18 protein-coding genes, 1 tRNA gene, 2 pseudogenes and 1 riboswitch are annotated in these 18,026 nt (G+C 68.1%); of the genes and pseudogenes, 17 read left to right on the top strand and 4 right to left on the bottom strand.

The genetic code is table 11. The annotated features are described in order from the left end of the window. The first annotated feature begins 187 nt into the window (after positions 1-187). From ASV56_RS06895 to ASV56_RS06840, 13 genes are all read left to right on the top strand, one after another. On the top strand, positions 188-898 hold the full coding sequence (locus ASV56_RS06895) for a response regulator (RefSeq protein ID WP_017998675.1): 711 nt from the start codon (positions 188-190) through the stop codon (positions 896-898). Further along, positions 895-2,076, top strand: coding sequence for an FIST N-terminal domain-containing protein (locus ASV56_RS06890; RefSeq protein ID WP_062561328.1), 1,182 nt, complete (start codon positions 895-897; stop codon positions 2,074-2,076). The genes ASV56_RS06895 and ASV56_RS06890 overlap by 4 nt, the downstream gene beginning before the upstream one ends. A 3-nt stretch (positions 2,077-2,079) precedes the next feature. Continuing rightward, positions 2,080-3,408: an ATP-binding response regulator gene (locus tag ASV56_RS06885; protein ID WP_062561327.1), complete on the top strand. Its 1,329-nt coding sequence runs from the start codon at positions 2,080-2,082 to the stop codon at positions 3,406-3,408. A gap of 84 nt (positions 3,409-3,492) precedes the next feature. Then, complete coding sequence (locus ASV56_RS06880; protein ID WP_062561326.1) at positions 3,493-4,110, top strand: hypothetical protein; 618 nt, start codon at positions 3,493-3,495, stop codon at positions 4,108-4,110. After that, a complete protein-coding gene (locus ASV56_RS06875; protein ID WP_062562259.1) occupies positions 4,110-4,445 on the top strand; it encodes a hypothetical protein in 336 nt (111 codons plus the stop codon). Before ASV56_RS06880 ends, ASV56_RS06875 begins: the two co-directional genes overlap by 1 nt. A gap of 60 nt (positions 4,446-4,505) precedes the next feature. Beyond that, positions 4,506-5,288: an SDR family oxidoreductase gene (locus tag ASV56_RS06870; RefSeq protein ID WP_062561325.1), complete on the top strand. Its 783-nt coding sequence runs from the start codon at positions 4,506-4,508 to the stop codon at positions 5,286-5,288. A 68-nt stretch (positions 5,289-5,356) separates the two neighbouring features. After that, positions 5,357-5,445, top strand: a riboswitch (glycine riboswitch). A gap of 132 nt (positions 5,446-5,577) precedes the next feature. Continuing rightward, positions 5,578-6,690 (top strand): glycine cleavage system aminomethyltransferase GcvT, encoded by a 1,113-nt coding sequence (gcvT, locus tag ASV56_RS06865; protein WP_062561324.1) that lies wholly within the window; start codon positions 5,578-5,580, stop codon positions 6,688-6,690. Between the two features lie 10 nt (positions 6,691-6,700). Beyond that, on the top strand, positions 6,701-7,057 hold the full coding sequence (gcvH, locus tag ASV56_RS06860) for a glycine cleavage system protein GcvH (protein ID WP_062561323.1): 357 nt from the start codon (positions 6,701-6,703) through the stop codon (positions 7,055-7,057). A 136-nt stretch (positions 7,058-7,193) separates the two neighbouring features. Further along, the gene (gene gcvP / locus ASV56_RS06855) at positions 7,194-10,019 is read left to right on the top strand and encodes an aminomethyl-transferring glycine dehydrogenase (RefSeq protein WP_062562258.1); all 2,826 of its coding nucleotides are present in this window, start codon (positions 7,194-7,196) and stop codon (positions 10,017-10,019) included. Between the two features lie 111 nt (positions 10,020-10,130). Then, positions 10,131-10,206 (top strand) — tRNA-Ala (locus ASV56_RS06850). A 94-nt stretch (positions 10,207-10,300) separates the two neighbouring features. Continuing rightward, the gene (locus ASV56_RS06845) at positions 10,301-10,540 is read left to right on the top strand and encodes a DUF6538 domain-containing protein (protein WP_062561322.1); all 240 of its coding nucleotides are present in this window, start codon (positions 10,301-10,303) and stop codon (positions 10,538-10,540) included. A gap of 320 nt (positions 10,541-10,860) precedes the next feature. After that, entirely contained in the window at positions 10,861-11,058 is a 198-nt protein-coding gene (locus ASV56_RS23480; protein WP_156429092.1) for a hypothetical protein, read from the top strand. Beyond that, complete coding sequence (locus ASV56_RS06840) at positions 11,055-11,570, top strand: site-specific integrase (protein WP_062561321.1); 516 nt, start codon at positions 11,055-11,057, stop codon at positions 11,568-11,570. The genes ASV56_RS23480 and ASV56_RS06840 overlap by 4 nt, the downstream gene beginning before the upstream one ends. A 238-nt stretch (positions 11,571-11,808) precedes the next feature. Here ASV56_RS06840 and ASV56_RS22620 read toward each other — a convergent pair. Together ASV56_RS22620 and ASV56_RS06830 are read right to left on the bottom strand one after the other, a co-directional pair. After that, positions 11,809-12,265 (bottom strand): annotated as a pseudogene (locus tag ASV56_RS22620) (transposase); the annotation flags it as partial. Positions 12,266-12,340: 75 nt separating this feature from the next. Then, positions 12,341-12,869: pseudogene (locus ASV56_RS06830) on the bottom strand (IS3 family transposase); the annotation flags it as partial. Positions 12,870-12,992: 123 nt separating this feature from the next. On the opposite strand from ASV56_RS06830, the gene ASV56_RS06820 reads away from it, so the two are divergent. Both ASV56_RS06820 and ASV56_RS06815 read left to right on the top strand, forming a co-directional pair. After that, a protein-coding gene (locus ASV56_RS06820) for an IS3 family transposase (protein WP_437435906.1) occupies positions 12,993-14,140 on the top strand; the annotation gives its coding sequence in 2 pieces (ribosomal slippage) (positions 12,993-13,248 and positions 13,248-14,140; 1,149 coding nt in all). Positions 14,141-14,663: 523 nt separating this feature from the next. Further along, the gene (locus tag ASV56_RS06815) at positions 14,664-14,906 is read left to right on the top strand and encodes a hypothetical protein (protein ID WP_062561319.1); all 243 of its coding nucleotides are present in this window, start codon (positions 14,664-14,666) and stop codon (positions 14,904-14,906) included. A gap of 140 nt (positions 14,907-15,046) precedes the next feature. Here the strand turns inward: ASV56_RS06815 and ASV56_RS06810 are convergent, their stop codons facing one another. Beyond that, positions 15,047-15,592, bottom strand: a complete 546-nt coding sequence (locus ASV56_RS06810; RefSeq protein WP_062561318.1) for a peptide deformylase — start codon at positions 15,590-15,592, stop codon at positions 15,047-15,049. Continuing rightward, entirely contained in the window at positions 15,585-16,106 is a 522-nt protein-coding gene (def, locus tag ASV56_RS06805) for a peptide deformylase (protein ID WP_062561317.1), read from the bottom strand. Before def ends, ASV56_RS06810 begins: the two co-directional genes overlap by 8 nt. Before the next feature lie 76 nt (positions 16,107-16,182). Here def and ASV56_RS06800 point away from each other — a divergent pair, with 76 nt between their 5' ends. Next, the gene (locus ASV56_RS06800) at positions 16,183-17,367 is read left to right on the top strand and encodes a MalY/PatB family protein (RefSeq protein WP_062561316.1); all 1,185 of its coding nucleotides are present in this window, start codon (positions 16,183-16,185) and stop codon (positions 17,365-17,367) included. Next, entirely contained in the window at positions 17,364-18,005 is a 642-nt protein-coding gene (locus ASV56_RS06795) for a L,D-transpeptidase family protein (protein WP_062561315.1), read from the top strand. The genes ASV56_RS06800 and ASV56_RS06795 overlap by 4 nt, the downstream gene beginning before the upstream one ends. The last annotated feature ends 21 nt before the right edge of the window (positions 18,006-18,026 follow it).

The following is an 18,026-nucleotide window of genomic DNA, read 5'->3' as shown; positions in this document are numbered from 1 at the left end:
GATTTTCCCCCCTGCTGACGGTCAAACTGCCACCTGTCCGCGCCGGGGCCAATACATCCGAAGTCGCAGGCCGGCGCCAGCCCCCGCGACCAACGGGCTTGCGCTGCCGCCCCGGGGCCGTAAGATGGACGGGAACGGGCCGCGGGCGAACACGCCCCGCCCCTGTCGTTTCTTTGGGAGGAGAACGATGGCCTCAGCCGAAATGCAGTCGCAGGACCGCGCAGCATCGCCAAGGCTCACCGCCGACCGGGTCCGCGAGATCCTGATCGTCGATGACCACCCGCTGATGTGCGACGCGCTGGCCCTGACGCTGAAGATCAGCTTCGGGCTGCGCAATGTCCGCACCGCCCGCAGCCTGGCGGCGGCCCAGGAACAGATCCGCGCGCAGGGCGCGCCGGACGCGGTGATCCTGGACCTGAACCTGCCCGATGCCAAGGGCGCCGAGGGGCTCGTCACCCTGCGGCGCCAGATCCCGGACGTGCCGATCACCATGATCTCGGCCGATCTGGAGAACGCCATGATCTCGGCCGCGATGGCGGCGGGGGCGCAGGGCTATGTCAGCAAGTCCCTGGGCCGCGAGGCGCTGGTCGACAGCCTGCGCCGCATGTGGGAGGGCGAGCGCGTCACCCCCGACAGCTATCAGCCCGACAGCGTCGGCGAGGAGGACGCCGCCCGCGTCGAGCTGGCCCGCCGCTTCGCCAGCCTGACGCCGCAACAGATGAAGATCCTGCGGCTGATCTGCCAGGGCAAGGCGAACAAGGAGATCAGCTACGAGCTGTCGATCGCCGAGGCCACGGTCAAGACCCACATCACCGCGATCATGTCCAAGATCAACGCCCGCCGGCGCACCCAGGCGGTGCTCCTGGCCAATAGCGTCCGGCTGTTCGAGCCGGCATGACGAGCCAGGCCGCGCCCGCGCCCTGGCCGGGCGGCGTCCGTCCGGGGGCCGCGGCGCAGCCGCCGGGGCCGCGGGTGCTGTCGGTCGCGGCCGGCGCCTCCGACATTGCCGCCCGCATCGCCGCCGAGATGGCGCCGCTGGAACCGGCGCTGGTCCTGCTGTTCGGCATGCCCGCGCGCGGCATGCCGGCGCTGGGCACCGAACTGCGCGAACGCCTGGGCACGGGTTGCCGGGTCGTCGGCTGTTCCTCGGCCGGCGAGATCGGCCCGCGCGGCTATTGCGCGGCGACGGTGACGGCGGTCGGCTTCCCCTCGGCCAGCTTCCGGGTCGGGGTCTGCGTGCTGCGCAACCAGGCGCTGGTGCCGGCCTCGGAATGGATGGCGACGCTGCGCCGCTTCCACGCCGATTTCCGGCCCGACCTGCGCCGCTCGGTCTTTGGCGTGGTGCTGCCTGACGCCCATGCCCGGCAGGAGGACGTGCTGACCGCGACGCTGGATGCGGCGATCCCCGGCCTGCCGGTGGTCGGGGGCTCCAGCGCCGAGGGCATCCTGTTCGCGCCCAGCTGCCAGATGGTCGACGGCGCGGTGCATGAGGGCGCGGCGCTGTTCCTGCTGCTGGAAACCGACCTTGCCGTGGCCGAGGTGCTGTTTTCGCATTTCAGCCCGACCGACAAGCGGGCGGTGGTGACGGCCGCCGATCCGCACAACCGCATCATCCTGGAGTTGAACGCCGAGCCCGCGGCGCAGGAATACGCCCGGCTGGCCGGGCTGGCGCCCGAGGCGCTGACGCCGACGGAATTCGCCCGCCACCCGCTGCTCTTGCGCACCGGCAAGCGCCATCATGTCCGCGCCATCCGTGCCGTCACGCCCTCGGGCGGGTTGCAGCTGATGTCGGGAACCGAGCCGGGCCATATCCTGACGCTGGGCCGGGCCATGGACATGACGCGCGGCTTTGCCGAGGTGATGGACGCGCTGCCGCGCCCGCCGCTGATGGTGCTGGGCTTCGACTGCATCCTGCGCCGGCTGGCGCTGGAACGCGCCGGCATGATCCCGCAGATGTCGGAACTGCTGGCCCGCTATCGCGTCGCCGGCTTCAACACCTATGGCGAGCAGCACAGCGGCATGCATGTGAACCAGACCTTCGTCGGCATGGCCTTGATGCCGCCCGAGGCGGGCTGAGCCATGTTCCTGCGCGAGGACGAGCCCCCCGCCCGCCGGGCCGAGAAACTGGCCCGCATCACCGACGTGCTGGTGGACCGCATCGACCGGCTCGAGGAATCGCGCGGCTCGGCCTGGTCGATGTTCCAGGCCGCCGTGGCGCTGGAGCGCGAGGTGCAGGTCCGCACCCGCGAGCTGGAAAAGGCGCTGGCCGACCTTTCGGAACGCAACCGCGAGTTGGCCGTGGCCCGCGCCTCGGCCGAAGAGGCGAACCGCTCGAAGACCCGCTTCCTGCGCGCGGCCAGCCACGACCTGCTGCAGCCGCTCTCGGCCGCCAAGCTGTTCCTGTCGGCGCTGAAGGACACGCAACTGGACGAATTCCAGCGCGAGCTGACCGACCGGCTGTCCGGCGCCTTCGATTCGGTCGAGGAGCTGATGCACGCGGTGCTGGACATCTCGCGGCTCGACAGCCAGCGCATCGAGTTCCAGCGCAAGCCCGTGGACCTGGGCGACATGTTCCGCCGGCTGGCGGTGGAATATGCCCCCATGGCCGAGGCCAAGGGGCTGCGGCTGAGTTTCGCGCCGACCTCGGTCCTGGTGGAAAGCGACCCGACCTTCCTGCGGCGGATCGCGCAGAACCTGGTCTCGAACGCGATCAAATATACCGACCGCGGCGGGGTGCTGGTCGGGGTCAGGCGGCGCGGCGAACGCGCCTGGCTGGAGATCTTCGACACCGGCATCGGCATCGCGGCGACCGACCGCGCCCGCATCTTCGACGAATTCCAGCGCATCGGCCGCGAGGGCGGCGGCGTGCCGGGCATGGGGCTGGGCCTGTCGATCGTGCGCCGCGCCTGCGCCAAGCTGGGCCATCCCATCGCCATGGACAGCGAGCCGGGGCGCGGCACGGTGTTCCGCGTCAGCCTGCCGCTGGTCGCGCCCTGCGCCGAGCCTGCCCGCAGCGAAGGCGCCCGCGCCGGCCCGTCGCTGCGCGGCCGCGTGGCGCTGGTGGTGGAAAACGACGATGCCATGCGCCGGGCGCTGGAGCTGGTGCTGAAGGACCGCCTGGGCATGGTGCCGCGCGTCTCGGGCGGCATCGCCGAGGCGCTGGCCCAGATGGGCGACGAGCCGCCGGACGTGGTGATCGCGGATTACAATCTCGACAATGGCGACAATGGCTTGCAGGCGATCCAGGCCTTGCGGCAGGCGGCGGGGCAGCCGGTGCCGGCGATCCTGGTCACGGCGCAGCGGGCGCCGGAACTGGCCCGCGCCAGCCATGCCATCGACGTGCCGCTGCTGGAAAAGCCGGTGCGGCCCGAGGATCTGGCCGCCATGCTGCAACAGCTCTTGGCCTAAGACCAAAGCCGGATAAAGCCCGACGCGGACTTTCCCGCGGCCGGGCCAGGGGGCAAGTTCCCCGGTGGGAGAAGGAAGACGTTCATGAGGTTTCTGATCCGCATCGCCCTTTTGGCGCTGGTCGCCGCGACGCCGCTGATGGCGGACGAAGCGGGCGATCTGGTCTTTGCCGAACGCGGCCCCTGGCAGTTGGAGGGCAAGCCGCTGGTCTGGACGCTGACCCAGACCGGCCCCGAGGTCGAGGGCTTCACCCCGCTGGGTCAGGGCACGATCTCGCTGACCCAGACCACCGACGCCTCGGACGGCAAGCCGGTGCTGGAACTGCTGGAAAAGACCGCGCGCATCGACCGCAGGATCGGGCCGTTCCCGGTTTCGGGCGGCGATCCGGCGCTGACCTTCTTCCTGGAAACCGTGTCGCGCGACATGGCGGCGCTGACCGGCGGCAGCCCGTTCTATATCCGCAACCGGCTGAAGGACGCGCTGTTCCGGGGCGGCGAGGTCCGGCGCGAGGATGGCGCCACCGTCGCGGTCTTCGTCCCGTTCCAGGGCGACAAGAACAGCGGCCGCATGCTGGGGTTCGAGACGCTGGAACTGCGCTTCACCCTGGACGAGCCCAAGGCACCGATCCGCGCCATGGCGGCGCGCACCGGCCCCCTGGCGGGCGGACAGCCCGCCTATGACAGCGCGATGGTGTTGAAATGATGCTGCGGCCTATCCTGACGGCGGCGCTTGCGATCTGGGCCGGATCGGCCGGGGCGCAGGCGGTGAACGACTATCCCACCAATGCCCGGGCCGATTACGTCTTCGTCTGCATGGCGGCGAACGGCCAGACCCGCGACATGCTGGAAAAATGCAGCTGCGCCATCGACCAGATCGCCTCGGTCCTGTCCTATGACGACTATGTCAAGGCCGAGACGGTGCTCTCGATGCAGCATATGGGCGGCGACCGCGCCGCGGCCTTTCGCAGCACCGGCAGCAACGAGATGGTCGCGAACTATCGCCGGGCCGAGGCCGAGGCCGAGATCCTCTGTTTCTGAACTGGACAATCGCCCGCGCCCGCGCTTCCCTGTCGGGTGACCGACAGCGAAAGGAACGCCATGGATCTGGGCATCAGGGGCAAGAAGGGGCTGGTCTGCGCGGCCTCGAAGGGACTTGGCCGCGGCTGCGCCGAGGCGCTGGCCGAGGCCGGGGTCGATCTGGTCATCAACGCCCGCGGCGCCGAGGCGCTTGAGGCCACCGCCCACGATATCGCCGCGCGCCACGGCGTCCGGGTGACGCCGGTTGCGGCTGACATCACCACCGAGGCGGGCCGCGCCGCGGTGCTGGCGGCCCTGGGCGGCGCGGCCGATATCCTGGTCAACAACGCCGGCGGGCCGCCGCCCGGCAAGTGGACCGACTGGTCGCGCGAGGATTTCATCCGGGCGCTGGACGCCAACATGCTGACCGCCGTGGCGCTGATGCAGGCGCTGGTGCCGGGGATGATGCAGCGCGGCTGGGGCCGGGTCGTCAACATCACCTCGCAATCGGTACGCACGCCCATCGCCATCCTGGGCTTGTCGAACGCCGCCCGCGCCGGGCTGACCGGCTTTGTCGCCGGCATGTCGCGGCAGGTGGCGGGCTCGGGCGTGGTGGTGAACAACCTGCTGCCCGGGATCCATGCGACCGAGCGCGCCTATGCGCTGGACAAGGGCGTGGCCCAAGCCGAGGGCATCGAGATCACCGAGGCCCGGCGCCGGCGCGAGGCGACGATCCCGACCCACAGCTATGGCCTGCCCGAGGATTTCGGCGCCGCCTGCGCCTTCCTGTGCAGCCAGCATGCCCGCTTCATCGTCGGCCAGAACCTGCTGCTGGACGGCGGCGCCTCGAATATCTCGATCTGAGCCATGGAACCGATGCGACAAAACGGTGCAGGGCTCTTGTCAGCTTCGCGCGTGCCGGCTACGACTTAAGTCGGAAATCGGGAGACGCTGGCGCAAGTCAGGGCCGAAGGAGCAACCGCCCCGGGAATCTCTCAGGCAAAGGGACCGTTTTCCGCCGAAGACTCTGGAGAGAGGCGGCCCAGGGCCGCCCGCCGAAGGGATAACGATCTCAGGCGCCCCGGTCGGGGCAGGGACAGAGGGGGCATCTGATGCGGGCGGGATCACCCTGTCCGGGAAACAGGAGATGCCCATGGCCGAGCTACAGCGCACGCCGCTTCACGATCTGCACGTCGCGCTGGGTGCGCGCATGGTGCCCTTTGCCGGCTGGGAGATGCCGGTGCAATATCCCATGGGCGTGCTGGCCGAGCACCTGCATACCCGCGCGCATGCGGGGCTGTTCGACGTCAGCCACATGGGCCAGGTGATCCTGCGCGGGCCGGATGTGGCGCGGGCGCTGGAAACCCTGGTGCCCGCCGATGTGCAGGGCCTGGCCGAGGGGCGGCAGCGCTACGGCCTGTTCACCAATGCGGCGGGCGGCGTGCTGGACGACCTGATGATCGCCAACAAGGGCGACCACCTGTATCTGGTGGTGAACGCCGCCTGCGCCGCGCAGGACATCGCGCATCTGCGGCAGCTGGAAGCCCAGGGCGTGACGGTCGAGCCGGTGACGGATCGCGGCTTGCTGGCCTTGCAGGGCCCCGAGGCCGAGGCGGTGCTGGCGCGGCTGCTGCCGGGCGTCGCCGCGATGCGCTTCATGGACGTGGCCGAATTCGACTGGCAGGGCGCGCGGCTCTGGATCAGCCGCTCGGGCTATACCGGCGAGGACGGGTTCGAGATCTCGGTGCCGCTGGGGCAGGTCGAGGCGCTGGCGCGGGCGCTGCTGGACCAGCCCGAGGTGGCGCCCATCGGCCTGGGCGCCCGCGACAGCCTGCGGCTGGAGGCCGGGATGCCGCTCTACGGCCACGACATGGACGCCGAAACCACGCCGGGCGCGGCGGGGCTGGGCTGGTCGATTCCGAAGCTGCGCCGCGCGGGCGGTGCGCGGGCCGGCGGCTTCCCGGGCGCCGAGACGGTGCTGGCGGAACTGGCCGCGGGTCCGGCGCGGGTCCGGCAGGGCCTGCGCCCCGAGGGCCGGGCGCCGATCCGCGAAGGCGTCGCGATCTTCGATGCGGCCGAGGGCGGGGCGCAGATCGGCACGGTCTGTTCCGGCGGCTTCGGCCCCTCGGTCGGCGCGCCCATCGCCATGGCGATCCTGCCGGCGGCGCTGGCGCCCGGCGACACGGTCTGGGCCGAGCTGCGCGGCAAGCGGCTGCCAGCGACGATCACCCCGCTTCCTTTCCACCAACCCGGCTACAAGCGTTGAGAGGCCAGAGATGCTGAAATTTACCGAAGACCATGAGTGGCTGAAGCCGGAGGGCGACGAGATCACCGTCGGCATCACCGCCCACGCCAGCGAGCAGCTGGGCGACGTGGTGTTCATCGAGCTGCCCGAGGTCGGCCGCGAGGTCGAGGCCGGCGAGGAGATCGTGGTGATCGAATCGGTGAAGGCGGCCTCGGATATCGTGGCGCCGCTGGCGGGGGTGATCACCGCGGTGAACGAAAGCCTGCCCGACGATCCCGGCGCGGTGAACCAGGACGCCATGGGCACCTGGTTCTTTCGCATCAAGCCGGCCGATGCCGATCTGTCGGGCTTCATGGACGAGGCCGCCTATCAGGCGCTGATCGGGTGATGTTTTGCCGGGCCTGACGGCCCGGCGATGGCGGGGGCGCTTCGCCCCCCGCACCCCCAGAGGGTATTTTCACAACGGAGAAGGCCGGGGCTTCCCGGGCGGTTTCCAGGCAAATGTTATTCCGACGAGGCCGATGATGGGCAAGTGGACGCCGACTGACTACAACCCCGACGATTTCGCCAACCGGCGCCATATCGGGCCGTCTCCGGCCGAGATGCAGGCGATGCTGGCCGCCGTCGGGGTCGAGAGCCTGGACGAACTGATCGCGCAGACCGTGCCCGCCGGCATCCGCCAGGCCGAGGCGCTGGACTGGCCGGCGCTGTCCGAGGCCGCGCTGCTGGCGCGGATGCGCGAGGTGGCGGGACGCAACAGGGTGATGACCAGCCTGATCGGGCAGGGCTATTACGGCACCGTCACGCCGCCGGCGATCCAGCGCAATATCCTGGAGAACCCGGCCTGGTATACCGCCTATACGCCCTATCAGCCCGAGATCGCCCAGGGGCGGCTGGAGGCACTGCTGAATTTCCAGACCATGGTGTCGGACCTGACCGGCCTGCCCGTCGCCAATGCGAGCCTGCTGGACGAGGCGACGGCGGCGGCCGAGGCGATGGCCATGGCGCAGCGCGTGGCGAAGTCCAAGGCGCGCGGCTTCTTTATCAGCGACGGGCTGCACCCGCAGACCGTCTCGGTGATCGAGACAAGGGCCGCGCCCCTGGGCATCGAGATCCTGCGCGGCGATTATGACCCCTCGGCGGTCTTTGGCGCGATCTTCCAGTATCCCGGCACCTTCGGCGAGATCCGGGACTATTCCGCCGAGATCGACGCGCTGCACCAGGCGGGGGCGGTCGCGGTGATGGCGACCGATCTGCTGGCGCTTTGCGTGCTGAAGGATCCGGGCGCGATGGGCGCCGATATCGCCGTCGGCTCGGCGCAACGCTTCGGCGTGCCCATGGGCTATGGCGGCCCGCACGCCGGCTTCATGGCCTGCCGCGACGAGATGAAGCGGGCGATGCCGGGGCGCATCGTCGGCGTCTCGGTCGATGCCAAGGGCAACCGCGCCTATCGCCTGTCCCTGCAAACCCGCGAGCAGCACATCCGCCGCGAGAAGGCGACCAGCAACGTCTGCACCGCCCAGGCGCTGCTGGCGGTGATGGCCAGCTTCTACGCGGTGTTCCACGGGCCCGAGGGCTTGCGCGCCATTGCGCAGCGCGTGCATCTGAACGCGGTGACGCTGGCGGATGCCCTGCGCGCAGCCGGGGCCGAGGTGGCGCCGGAGGCGTTCTTCGACACGCTGACCGTGCGGGTGGGCGTGGGGCAGGCCGGCATCCTCGCCGCCGCCCGGCATCGCGGCATCAACCTGCGCAAGGTGGGCCGCGACCGGGTCGGCATCGCGGTCGACGAGACCACGGATGCGGGCGTCATCGCGCGGGTGCTGGACGCCTTCGGCATTTCGGAGCCGGCGGTGCCGGCCCGGGCGCCGGCGATCCCCGAGGGCCTGCTGCGCGAAAGCGACTACCTGACCCATCCGGTCTTTCACATGAACCGGGCGGAATCCGAGATGATGCGCTATATGCGCCGCTTGTCGGACCGCGACCTGGCGCTCGACCGGGCGATGATCCCGCTGGGCTCCTGCACGATGAAGCTGAATGCGGCGACCGAGATGATGCCGATCACTTGGCCCGAATTCGCCGCGCTGCACCCCTTTGCCCCCGAGGACCAGGCCGCCGGCTATCACGAGGTCTTTGCCGACCTGACCGGGAAGCTGTGCGCGATCACCGGCTATGACGCGTTTTCCCTGCAGCCGAACAGCGGCGCGCAGGGGGAATACGCCGGCCTGCTGACCATCGCCGCCTATCACAAGGCGCGCGGCGAGGATCGCGACATCTGCCTGATTCCGGTGTCCGCGCATGGCACCAACCCGGCCTCGGCGCAGATGGCGGGGATGAAGGTCGTGGTGGTGAAGTCGGCGCCGAACGGCGACATCGACCTCGAGGATTTCGCCGCCCATGCCGCGAAGGCGGGGGACAGGCTGGCGGCGGTGATGATCACCTATCCCAGCACGCATGGCGTGTTCGAGGACACCATCCGCGAGGTCTGCGACATCACCCACCGCCACGGCGGCCAGGTCTATATCGACGGCGCCAACATGAATGCGCTGGTCGGGCTGGTGCGGCCGGGCGAGATCGGCGGCGACGTCAGCCACCTGAACCTGCACAAGACCTTCGCCATCCCGCATGGCGGCGGCGGTCCCGGCATGGGGCCGATCGGGGTTAAGGCGCATCTGACGCCTTATCTGCCGGCCGATCCGCGGACGGGCGCGGGCGCGGTTTCGGCGGCGCCCTGGGGCTCGGCCTCGATCCTCCTGATCTCCTGGGCCTATATCCTGATGATGGGCGGGGCCGGGCTGACCCAGGCGACGCGCGTCGCGATCCTGAACGCGAATTACATCGCCAGCCGGCTGGCCTCGGCCTATCCGGTGCTGTTCATGGGCAACCGTGGCCGGGTCGCGCATGAGTGCATCCTGGACATGCGGCCCTTTGCCGAGCATGGCGTGACCGTGGACGACATCGCCAAGCGGCTGATCGACAACGGCTTCCACGCACCGACGATGAGCTGGCCGGTCGCCGGCACGCTGATGGTCGAGCCGACCGAGTCGGAAACCAAGGCCGAGATCGACCGGCTGATCACCGCCTTCCTGGCGATCCGCGACGAGATTGCCGCGGTGGCCGATGGCCGCATCGCGCCCGATGCCAGCCCGCTGCGCCACGCGCCCCATACGGTCGAGGACCTGGTCGCCGGTTGGGACCGCGCCTATTCGCGCGAACAGGGCTGTTTCCCGCCCGGGGCGTTCCGGGTGGACAAGTACTGGCCTCCGGTCGGGCGGGTGGACAATGCCTATGGCGACCGCAACCTGGTCTGCACCTGCCCGCCGCTGGAAAGCTATGCCGAGGCGGCGGAATAGGGGTGCCCGGCGGCCGGTCGGCGGGGATGCGTGCTGGGAAAAAAGAATGCCGGGGCTCCCGGCATTCCGCCCTTGACAACCCCCGGGCCTTGGGCGAGATAGCAGCCGGATGGGGCCGTAGCTCAGTTGGTAGAGCGCATCGTTCGCAATGATGAGGCCAGGGGTTCGATTCCCCTCGGCTCCACCAGTCAGTCGCAAAGCGTTGAAATCTAAATACTTCTCAGCAATGCTTGGTTGAATTTCGGCTTGTGTCACGGTGGTGTGTTACAGTGGAGAGGCTGATGGCCGTGCCCGGACACACCCGCTTGGCCCACCGTGGGGCGGTCTATTACCACCGCGCCACCACCCCCACGGACATCAGGGACAGCTACCCCAAGACCGCCGAGGTGTTCTCGCTCAGGACCAAGGATTATGCCGAGGCTCTGCGGCTGGTCCGTCTGGCTGCGGTGGAGGTAGACGGGCGCTTTCAAGCCCACCGCCGCAAGATCGCCCTGGAACGGGCAGCCTCCTTGATGACCTGACACCTGACCAAATTGAAGCCGCCAAAGCCGCCTATTACCGCCACCTGCTGGAACTGGATGATGACATCCGGCAGGAGGGCTTTGCGGATGATGATGCCCCCGAGGATGCCCGCCCCGGCTTTGACGCTCATGGCGCGGGGGTCTCTGGCCTGCTGGGCATGGCCCGCCGCGACTATGCCCGTGGTGGCCGCAGCCCCTCTGCGGATGCCGAAGCGGATGCGGTCCTGGCTGGCCTCGGGCTGCGGCTGTCGCCCTCGTCACCCTCCCGGACCCGCCTTGTCGCTGCCTTGCGGGCTGCCGCTGTGGAGGCCGCAGAGGCCATGCAAAGACGGCATCAGGGTGCTGTGGTCGTAACCCCGCAAGCCCCCTCAGCGCCCAGCGCCTCGGCCCCGCTGCTGTCCGAAAAGGTCAAGGAATGGATCGCCGAGAAGTCCCGTGCCGACTGGTCCGAGAAGGCCCGGGACGACCACCGGCATTGGCTCGGGGTCTTTGCCGAGATCGCCGGGGACAACCCGTGACCGCCTATGGCAAGGCCGATGGGCTGCGCTTCAAGGCGGTGCTGATGAAACTGCCGCCCAACGTCGCCAAGTCCAAGGTGCTGCGCGGGCTCTCCTATGCCGATGCCGCAGAGAAGGCCGAGGCGCTGGGCATGGCGCCCATGTCGGTCGCGAACTTCAACAAGGCCCTGCTGCGTGTCGGGTCGTTCTTTCGCTGGGCCGACCCAAACACGGTCGGAACAGTCCTGAACCCTGTGTCCGGGCTGCGGCTCAAAGATCGGGTCAGCGCCAAGGACAAGCGCGACCCGCTGTCACCCGAAGAACTGGGCAAGCTGTGCAGAAGCCCTGTTTGGCGGTCCTGCCGGTCAACACGCTTCCGCCACGAAACCGGCAATGTGGTCATGTCCGAGGATTGGCGGTTCTGGCTTGTGCTGCTGGGCCTATGGACAGGTGCCCGGTCCAATGAACTCGGGCAACTCCTCTGTCGGATGTCAAGGAACAGGACGGAATGGCCATCTGCATGTGACCGATGACGCGGAGGGCAAGCGGGTCGAGACTGCCAACGCCCGGCGCATGGTCCCCATCCATGACCAGCTAAAAGCGCTGGGCTTCATGGCCCTGGTGGAGGACCGCCGCAGGAACTCCCCGCCAAATGCCCGTCTGTTCCCCGATCTGAAAATGGGTGGCAAAGGCTATTACTCGCACAACGTGACCAAGTTCTTCTCGCCCTACATGGAGGCCATTGGCATCAAGGCCGACAAGACGGCCTTCCACAGCCTGCGCCACGGCATGCAGCTTGGTGTTCATGCCGCCCGTCCTCGGGAAACAGTCCCCCGGACTGTTTTCTGGCCCTCGGACTGCGACCGATCAGACGGCCCCTTTGATCGCCGGGTCCCCCTTTTCGGCCGCAGGCTGGTCGCCGAGCGGGGCACCTTCAGGGAGGTTGCATCGATCATCACCGTCTTCGGAACGGTCGCCTCGGACGCCAGACTGTCCATCCTCCGGGCGAAGACCCCCTTGTCGCTCCATCGCTTCCAGCGGTTGCAGAGGGTCTTCGGCGGGCCGTATTCCCTCGGGGCGCATCTTGCCACCGCAAGCCATTGCGATTGATGAAGATTATCCCACTCAACACCCGACGGTCATCGACGCGCGGCTTGCCATGGCTCTTGGGAAAGAAGGGCTCAAGCCGCGTCATCTGCGCTTCAGTCAGCCAGAAAAGGCTGCTCATCATCAGGTCTCCTTGCGGTGCCTGAATCATGCGAAGGCGGAAACTTGAGCTTCTGCCGGTTTCGTGGACGGCGGGTTAAGCTAGCATAGCGCGGGCTTCGAACTCCATGGGGCTGATGTAGCCCAGTTTCGAGTGCCACCTTCGCGGGTTGTAGAAGCGCTCGATGTAATCGAAGACGTCGGCACGCGCTTCGTTTCGGGTTCGATAGACCTTGCTGGCTGTCCGTTCGGTCTTCAGTGTTGAGAAGAAGCTCTCCATTGCCGAATTGTCCCAGACGTTACCCGCACGGCTCATCGAGCAGGTGATCCCATTGTCGGCCAGAAGCCGCTGGAACTGCTCGCTTGTGTATTGCGATCCCCGGTCCGAATGATGAAGCAGCGCATCGACTTTCCCGCGTCGCCAGACCGCCATCATCAGCGCGTCCATGACCAGTGAGGCATCCCTGTCAGCCTTCATGGACCAGCCCACGGCACGCCGGGAAAAGAGATCCAGCACGACTGCGACATGGAGCCAGCCTTCTGCCGCAGGCCAGCCCTTCTTCCAGGACATCAGGCCAGACGCGGCGCGCGCCATAGGTCCGGTCACTGGCCTTGAAGCTCGTCTCGCTGTGACGAGCTTCGCGTCATGGATCTCGCGGGTGCTGGGAGTGAGCTGCTCCCCGGAAATCGGACAGTGACGGAAGCTACGATCTGACGTTTGCTGGTCTCCAAGAACGAGGAGATCAGGAATGCGGAAACGCAGAAACCATGACGCGGGCTTCAAGGCGCGCGTGGCGCTCGAGGCCGTTAAGGGCGAGCGCACTGTGTCAGAGCTGGCGGGCGAATACGGCGTGCATCCGACGATGATCCATCAATGGAAGAAGGCGCTGCTCGACGGAGCTGCGGATATCTTCGAGCGCGGCGGCAAGAAGCCCTCGACGGAGGTGGATGAAGAGACGGTCCGATCACTGCATGCCAAGATCGGGGAGCTGGCTGTCGCCAACGATTTTTTGTCACGAAAGCTCAAGCCGTGGACCGGAAAGTGAGGCGTGGGATGATCGAACGGAACCACCCGGCGCTGTCCATCGGGGCGCAGTGCCGCCTGCTGTCGATCTCGCGCTCGTCGTTCTACCACGAGCCGGCTGGAGAGACGGATCAGAACCTCGGCCTGATGCGGCTGATCGACCGGCAGTTCCTCGACACGCCGTTCTATGGGGTTCGCCAGATGACCTGGCACCTGCAGAACGAAGGCCATGGCGTGAACCAGAAGCGCATTCGGCGGCTCATGCGACTTATGCGCCTGATGCCGATCTATCAGAAGCCCAACACCAGCAAGCCGAGGAAGGGCCACAAGACCTGGCCCTACCTGCTGGGCGGGCTGCGGGTGGATCGTCCCGGCCAGGTCTGGTGCGCCGATATCACCTACCTGCCGATGCGGCGCGGCTTCCTGTATCTGGTGGCCATCATGGACTGGTTCACACGCAAGGTTCTGGCCTGGCGCATCTCGAACACGCTGGAGGCCGACTTCTGCGTTGAGGCGCTGAAGGAGGCCATCCACCGCTTCGGCGCGCCGGGGATCATGAACACTGACCAGGGCAGCCAGTTCACGTCCTTCGCCTGGACAGATCGGCTAAAGCGCGTCGGCACCCGCATCTCGATGGACGGCAAGGGGCGGTGCATCGACAATGTCTTCATCGAGCGCCTGTGGCGGTCCCTGAAATACGAATGCGTCTACCTGCATGCCTGGGAAACGGGGTCACAGGCCAAGGCTGCCATTGGCCGATGGATCACCTTCTACAACCACCAGAGGCCCCACACCGCCCATGGTGGACGGCCACCCGCCGTGGTTTACTTCAACAATATCGAAATCGATCAGCAAGCGCAGGCAGTAGCTTAAATATCCCCGAAAACTGTCCAAGGAGCGGGGAGTAGCTCAGGTTTCGGACCAGCGGGGCTATCCCCGAAACGGCAGAAGCCCCAGAGTGTCACCCTCCCGCAGGTAATCAAGGCAGGCGTCAAGCTGGAGGCGCTGCCCTCAGCCGCCCCATGGGGCCACCGGGGGTAGCTGTGGAATTGCTTATATATGATATGGCTTCACGGATTTTCTGCGGAAATATCCGGGCCTCGGATGCTACAGCGAACCGCTGCGTTGACAGGCGATCAAAGCTGCTTCATGTTGATTTTTCGTAGGAAAATTGCAACCAGACACGCCTCCGCTCGGCTCCACCAATCACTCGCAAAGCATCGAAGTTAAAAGATCTTCCAGCAGCGCTCGGGTGAACTTCGGCTTGTGACGCGGGAAGGTGTTACAGCGGAGTGGCTCGCAGCTGTGCCCGGACGCACCCGCTTGGCCCGCCGCGGGACGATCCCGCGCCGCTGTCTCGCAGGACATCAAGTCCAGCCATCCCAAGGCTGAGGAGGTGTTCTCGCTCAAGGCCAAGGATTATGCCGACTCCCTGCGGCTGGTCCGTCTGGCTGCTGCCGAGGTGGACGGGCGCTTTGCTGCCCACCGCCGCATGATCGCCCTGGAACGGGCCAGCCTCGTTGACGAACTGACGCCCGACGAGATCGAAGCCGCCAGGGCTTCCCGCTGGATCACGACGTCCGGCAGGACGGCTTTGCCGATGACGATGCCCTTGATCATGCCCGCGCCCCGGCCTTGATGCGCATGGCGCGGTGGTCGTCTGCTGGGCATGAGGACGGCGTGGCCTTCCCGCACGTCATCGACGACACCCCGACAAGCGGGTCGAGACCGCAGCGGGGCGCAGGGACCGTCACGTCCAAGTTTCGTAATGCGCAACCTTCAGCGATCGGCCTGGCCGGCGAAGTCCAGGATCAGCCGGCCGTCCAGATGGTCGGCCTCGTGCTGGGCGATGCGGGCCTCGATGCCCGACAGGCACAGCGTCAGCAGCGCCCCGGTCAGGTCGAAGCACCGCATGGAGATCACCGCGGGCCGCGTCACGGTGACGGGATGGCCGGGGATCGACAGGCAGCCTTCCTCGAGCGCCTCGGTCTCGGCGCCCAGGGCGGCGATGTCGGGGTCCAGCACCACGCGGGGCAAGGGCGTGCCGGTCTTCCAGCCGTGGTCCATCACGAAGATCCGCCAGGGCTCGCCGATCTGCGGCGCGGCAAGGCCACGGCCGCCGGCGTCATACATCGTTGCCAGCAGATCCGCCGCCAGCGGCAGGATCCGGTCCCAGCCCAGACGGCCGACCGGCAGGCAGGCCTGCCGCAGCAGCGGGTCGGGATGGATCAGGATCGGCCGCACCCGGCCCAGCCCCGCCAGCGCCGCCGGGTCCGGGCCCTGCGGTTGGGCGGCCTGATCCTCGCCGGACAGCGGTTCAGGCACGGGCGCGCTCGCGCTTCAGCTTGACCATCTTGCGGGTGATCAACTGGCGCTTGATCGGGCCGAGGTAGTCGATGAACAGCTTGCCGTCGAGATGGTCGATCTCGTGCTGGGCGCAGGTGGCCCAGAGCCCGTCGAAGTCACGCTCCTGCGTCTTGCCGTCCAGGCCCAGCCAGCGCACCCGCACCTGGGCCGGCCGCGTCACGTCGGCGTAATGGTCGGGGATCGACAGGCAGCCCTCTTCATAGGTGTTCAGCGCCTCGGAGCGCCAGGTGATCTCGGGATTCAGCATGACGACGGGCTGCGGCTCGGCCTCGGGGTCCTTGTTGCAATCCATGACGTAGAGCCGCGACAGCACGCCCACCTGCGGCGCCGCCAGGCCCACGCCCGGCGCGTCATACATGGTGGCCAACATGTCGGCGGCCAGGGTCTCGATCTCGGGCGTGATGCGGGCCACGGGCTCGCACGGCTTCTTCAGGCGCGGATCGGGGTGAAGGATGATGCTGCGCAATGTCATGACCGTGATCTAGGCCAAGCCTTGGCCTTGCGCAACAACGCGCTATGGTGGCCGGGCATTGAAAATGAGAGGGACCATGGCCCAGCCCGATTTCGACGAGATCATCGACCGCACCGGCACCGCCTGTTCGAAATGGGACGACATGCAGGCGAGCTATGGCGTTTCGCCGAAGGACGGCATCGCCATGTGGGTCGCGGACATGGACTTCCGCCCGCCGGCCTCGGTCCAGCGCGCGGTCGAGCGGATGGCGGCGCATGGCGTCTATGGCTATCCCGGCGCGAACCCGGCCTATCTGGACGCGATCCGCTGGTGGATGGCGAACCGGCACGGCTGGGCGATCGAGCCGGACTGGATCCTGACCGTGCACGGGCTGGTCAATGGCACCGCGATCTGCGTCGATGCCTTCACCCAGCCCGGCGACCGGGTGATCGTGATGACGCCGGTCTATCACGCCTTTGCCCGGGTGATCCGCGCCGCGGGTCGCGAGGTGGCGGAATTCCCGCTGGCCATCGAGGACGGCCAATACCGCATGGACTGGGACGGCTGGGCCCGCCAGCTGACCGGGCGCGAGCGCATGCTGATCCTGTGTTCGCCGCACAATCCCGGCGGCCGGGTCTGGTCGCCCGAAGAGCTGCGCCAGGTCGCCGATTTCTGCACCGCGCATGACCTGATCCTGGTCTCGGACGAAATCCACCACGACCTGGTGATGCCCGGCGCGCCGCGCCACACGGTCATGGCCAAGGCGGTGCCCGGCATAGCGTCGCGGCTGGTGACTCTGACGGCGGCGACCAAGAGCTTCAACATCGCCGGCGCCCATATCGGCAATGTCATCGTCGCGGACGAGGCGCTGCGCAAGCGGCTGCAAGGCCGGATGATGGCGCTGGGGATCTCGCCCGGGCTCTTCGGCCTCGGCATGGTCGCCGCCGCCTATTCGCCCGAAGGGGCGGCCTGGGTCGATGCGCTGGTGGCTTACCTCGACGGCAACCGACGCATCTTCGACGCAGGCCTGGCGGCGATTCCGGGGCTGCGTTCGATGCCCTTGCAGGCGACCTATCTCGCCTGGGTCGATTTCTCGGGCACCGGCATGGAGCGGGCCGAGTTCACCCGCCGGGTCGAACAGGGCGCCCGCATCGCCGCCAACCACGGCGGCAGCTTCGGCACCGGGGGCGAGGACTTCCTGCGCTTCAATCTCGCCACGCCGCGCGCCCGGGTGACCGAGGCGGTGGCCCGGCTGCAAGAGGCGTTCCGCGACCTGCAATGAAGCGGCTGGGCGGGCTTTTCTCGGCGCTCTGCCTGGCGGCGCTGGTCTGGGGGCTGTGGGTGCTTTGGGCGCCGCAGCCCGTGCCGCCGCAGGTGCCGCCCCCGGCGCAGGGCTGGCACTGGCCGCGCCTGCCGGACTGGCGGTTGCCGGAATGGCGCCTGCCCAGGCTGCCGCCGATCCTGCCGCGCCCGCCCGCGCGGCCCGAGGCGCCCATCGCCTCGCCCGTCGCGCGCATCCTGGTCGAGAAATCCGCCCGCCGCATGACCGTCTGGCAACGCCAGGGCGGGCCGCGAAGCTTCCGCATCGCGCTGGGTTTCGCGCCCGAGGGCGACAAGAGCCGCCAGGGCGACGGCCGCACCCCCGAGGGCATCTTCCGCATCGACCGGGTGAACCGGCAAAGCGCCTATCACCTGTCGCTGGGCCTCGACTATCCGCAGCGCCACCACCGCGAGGCGGCGCGGCGCGGCGGCTACGACCCGGGCGGCGACATCATGATCCACGGCCAGCCGAACCAGGTGCCCGACGGCTACAAGGTCAAGGGCGACTGGACCGCCGGCTGCATCGCCATCACCAATGCCGAGATCGAGGAGATCTTCGCCCATGCCGCCATCGGCACCGAGGTCGAGATCCGGCCTTGACGGCCGGCGGGGGGGGCGAGA

The organism is Paracoccus aminovorans, assembly GCF_001546115.1.
Taxonomy (GTDB): domain Bacteria; phylum Pseudomonadota; class Alphaproteobacteria; order Rhodobacterales; family Rhodobacteraceae; genus Paracoccus; species Paracoccus aminovorans_B.
This window is presented reverse-complemented; position numbering and strand designations above follow the sequence as displayed.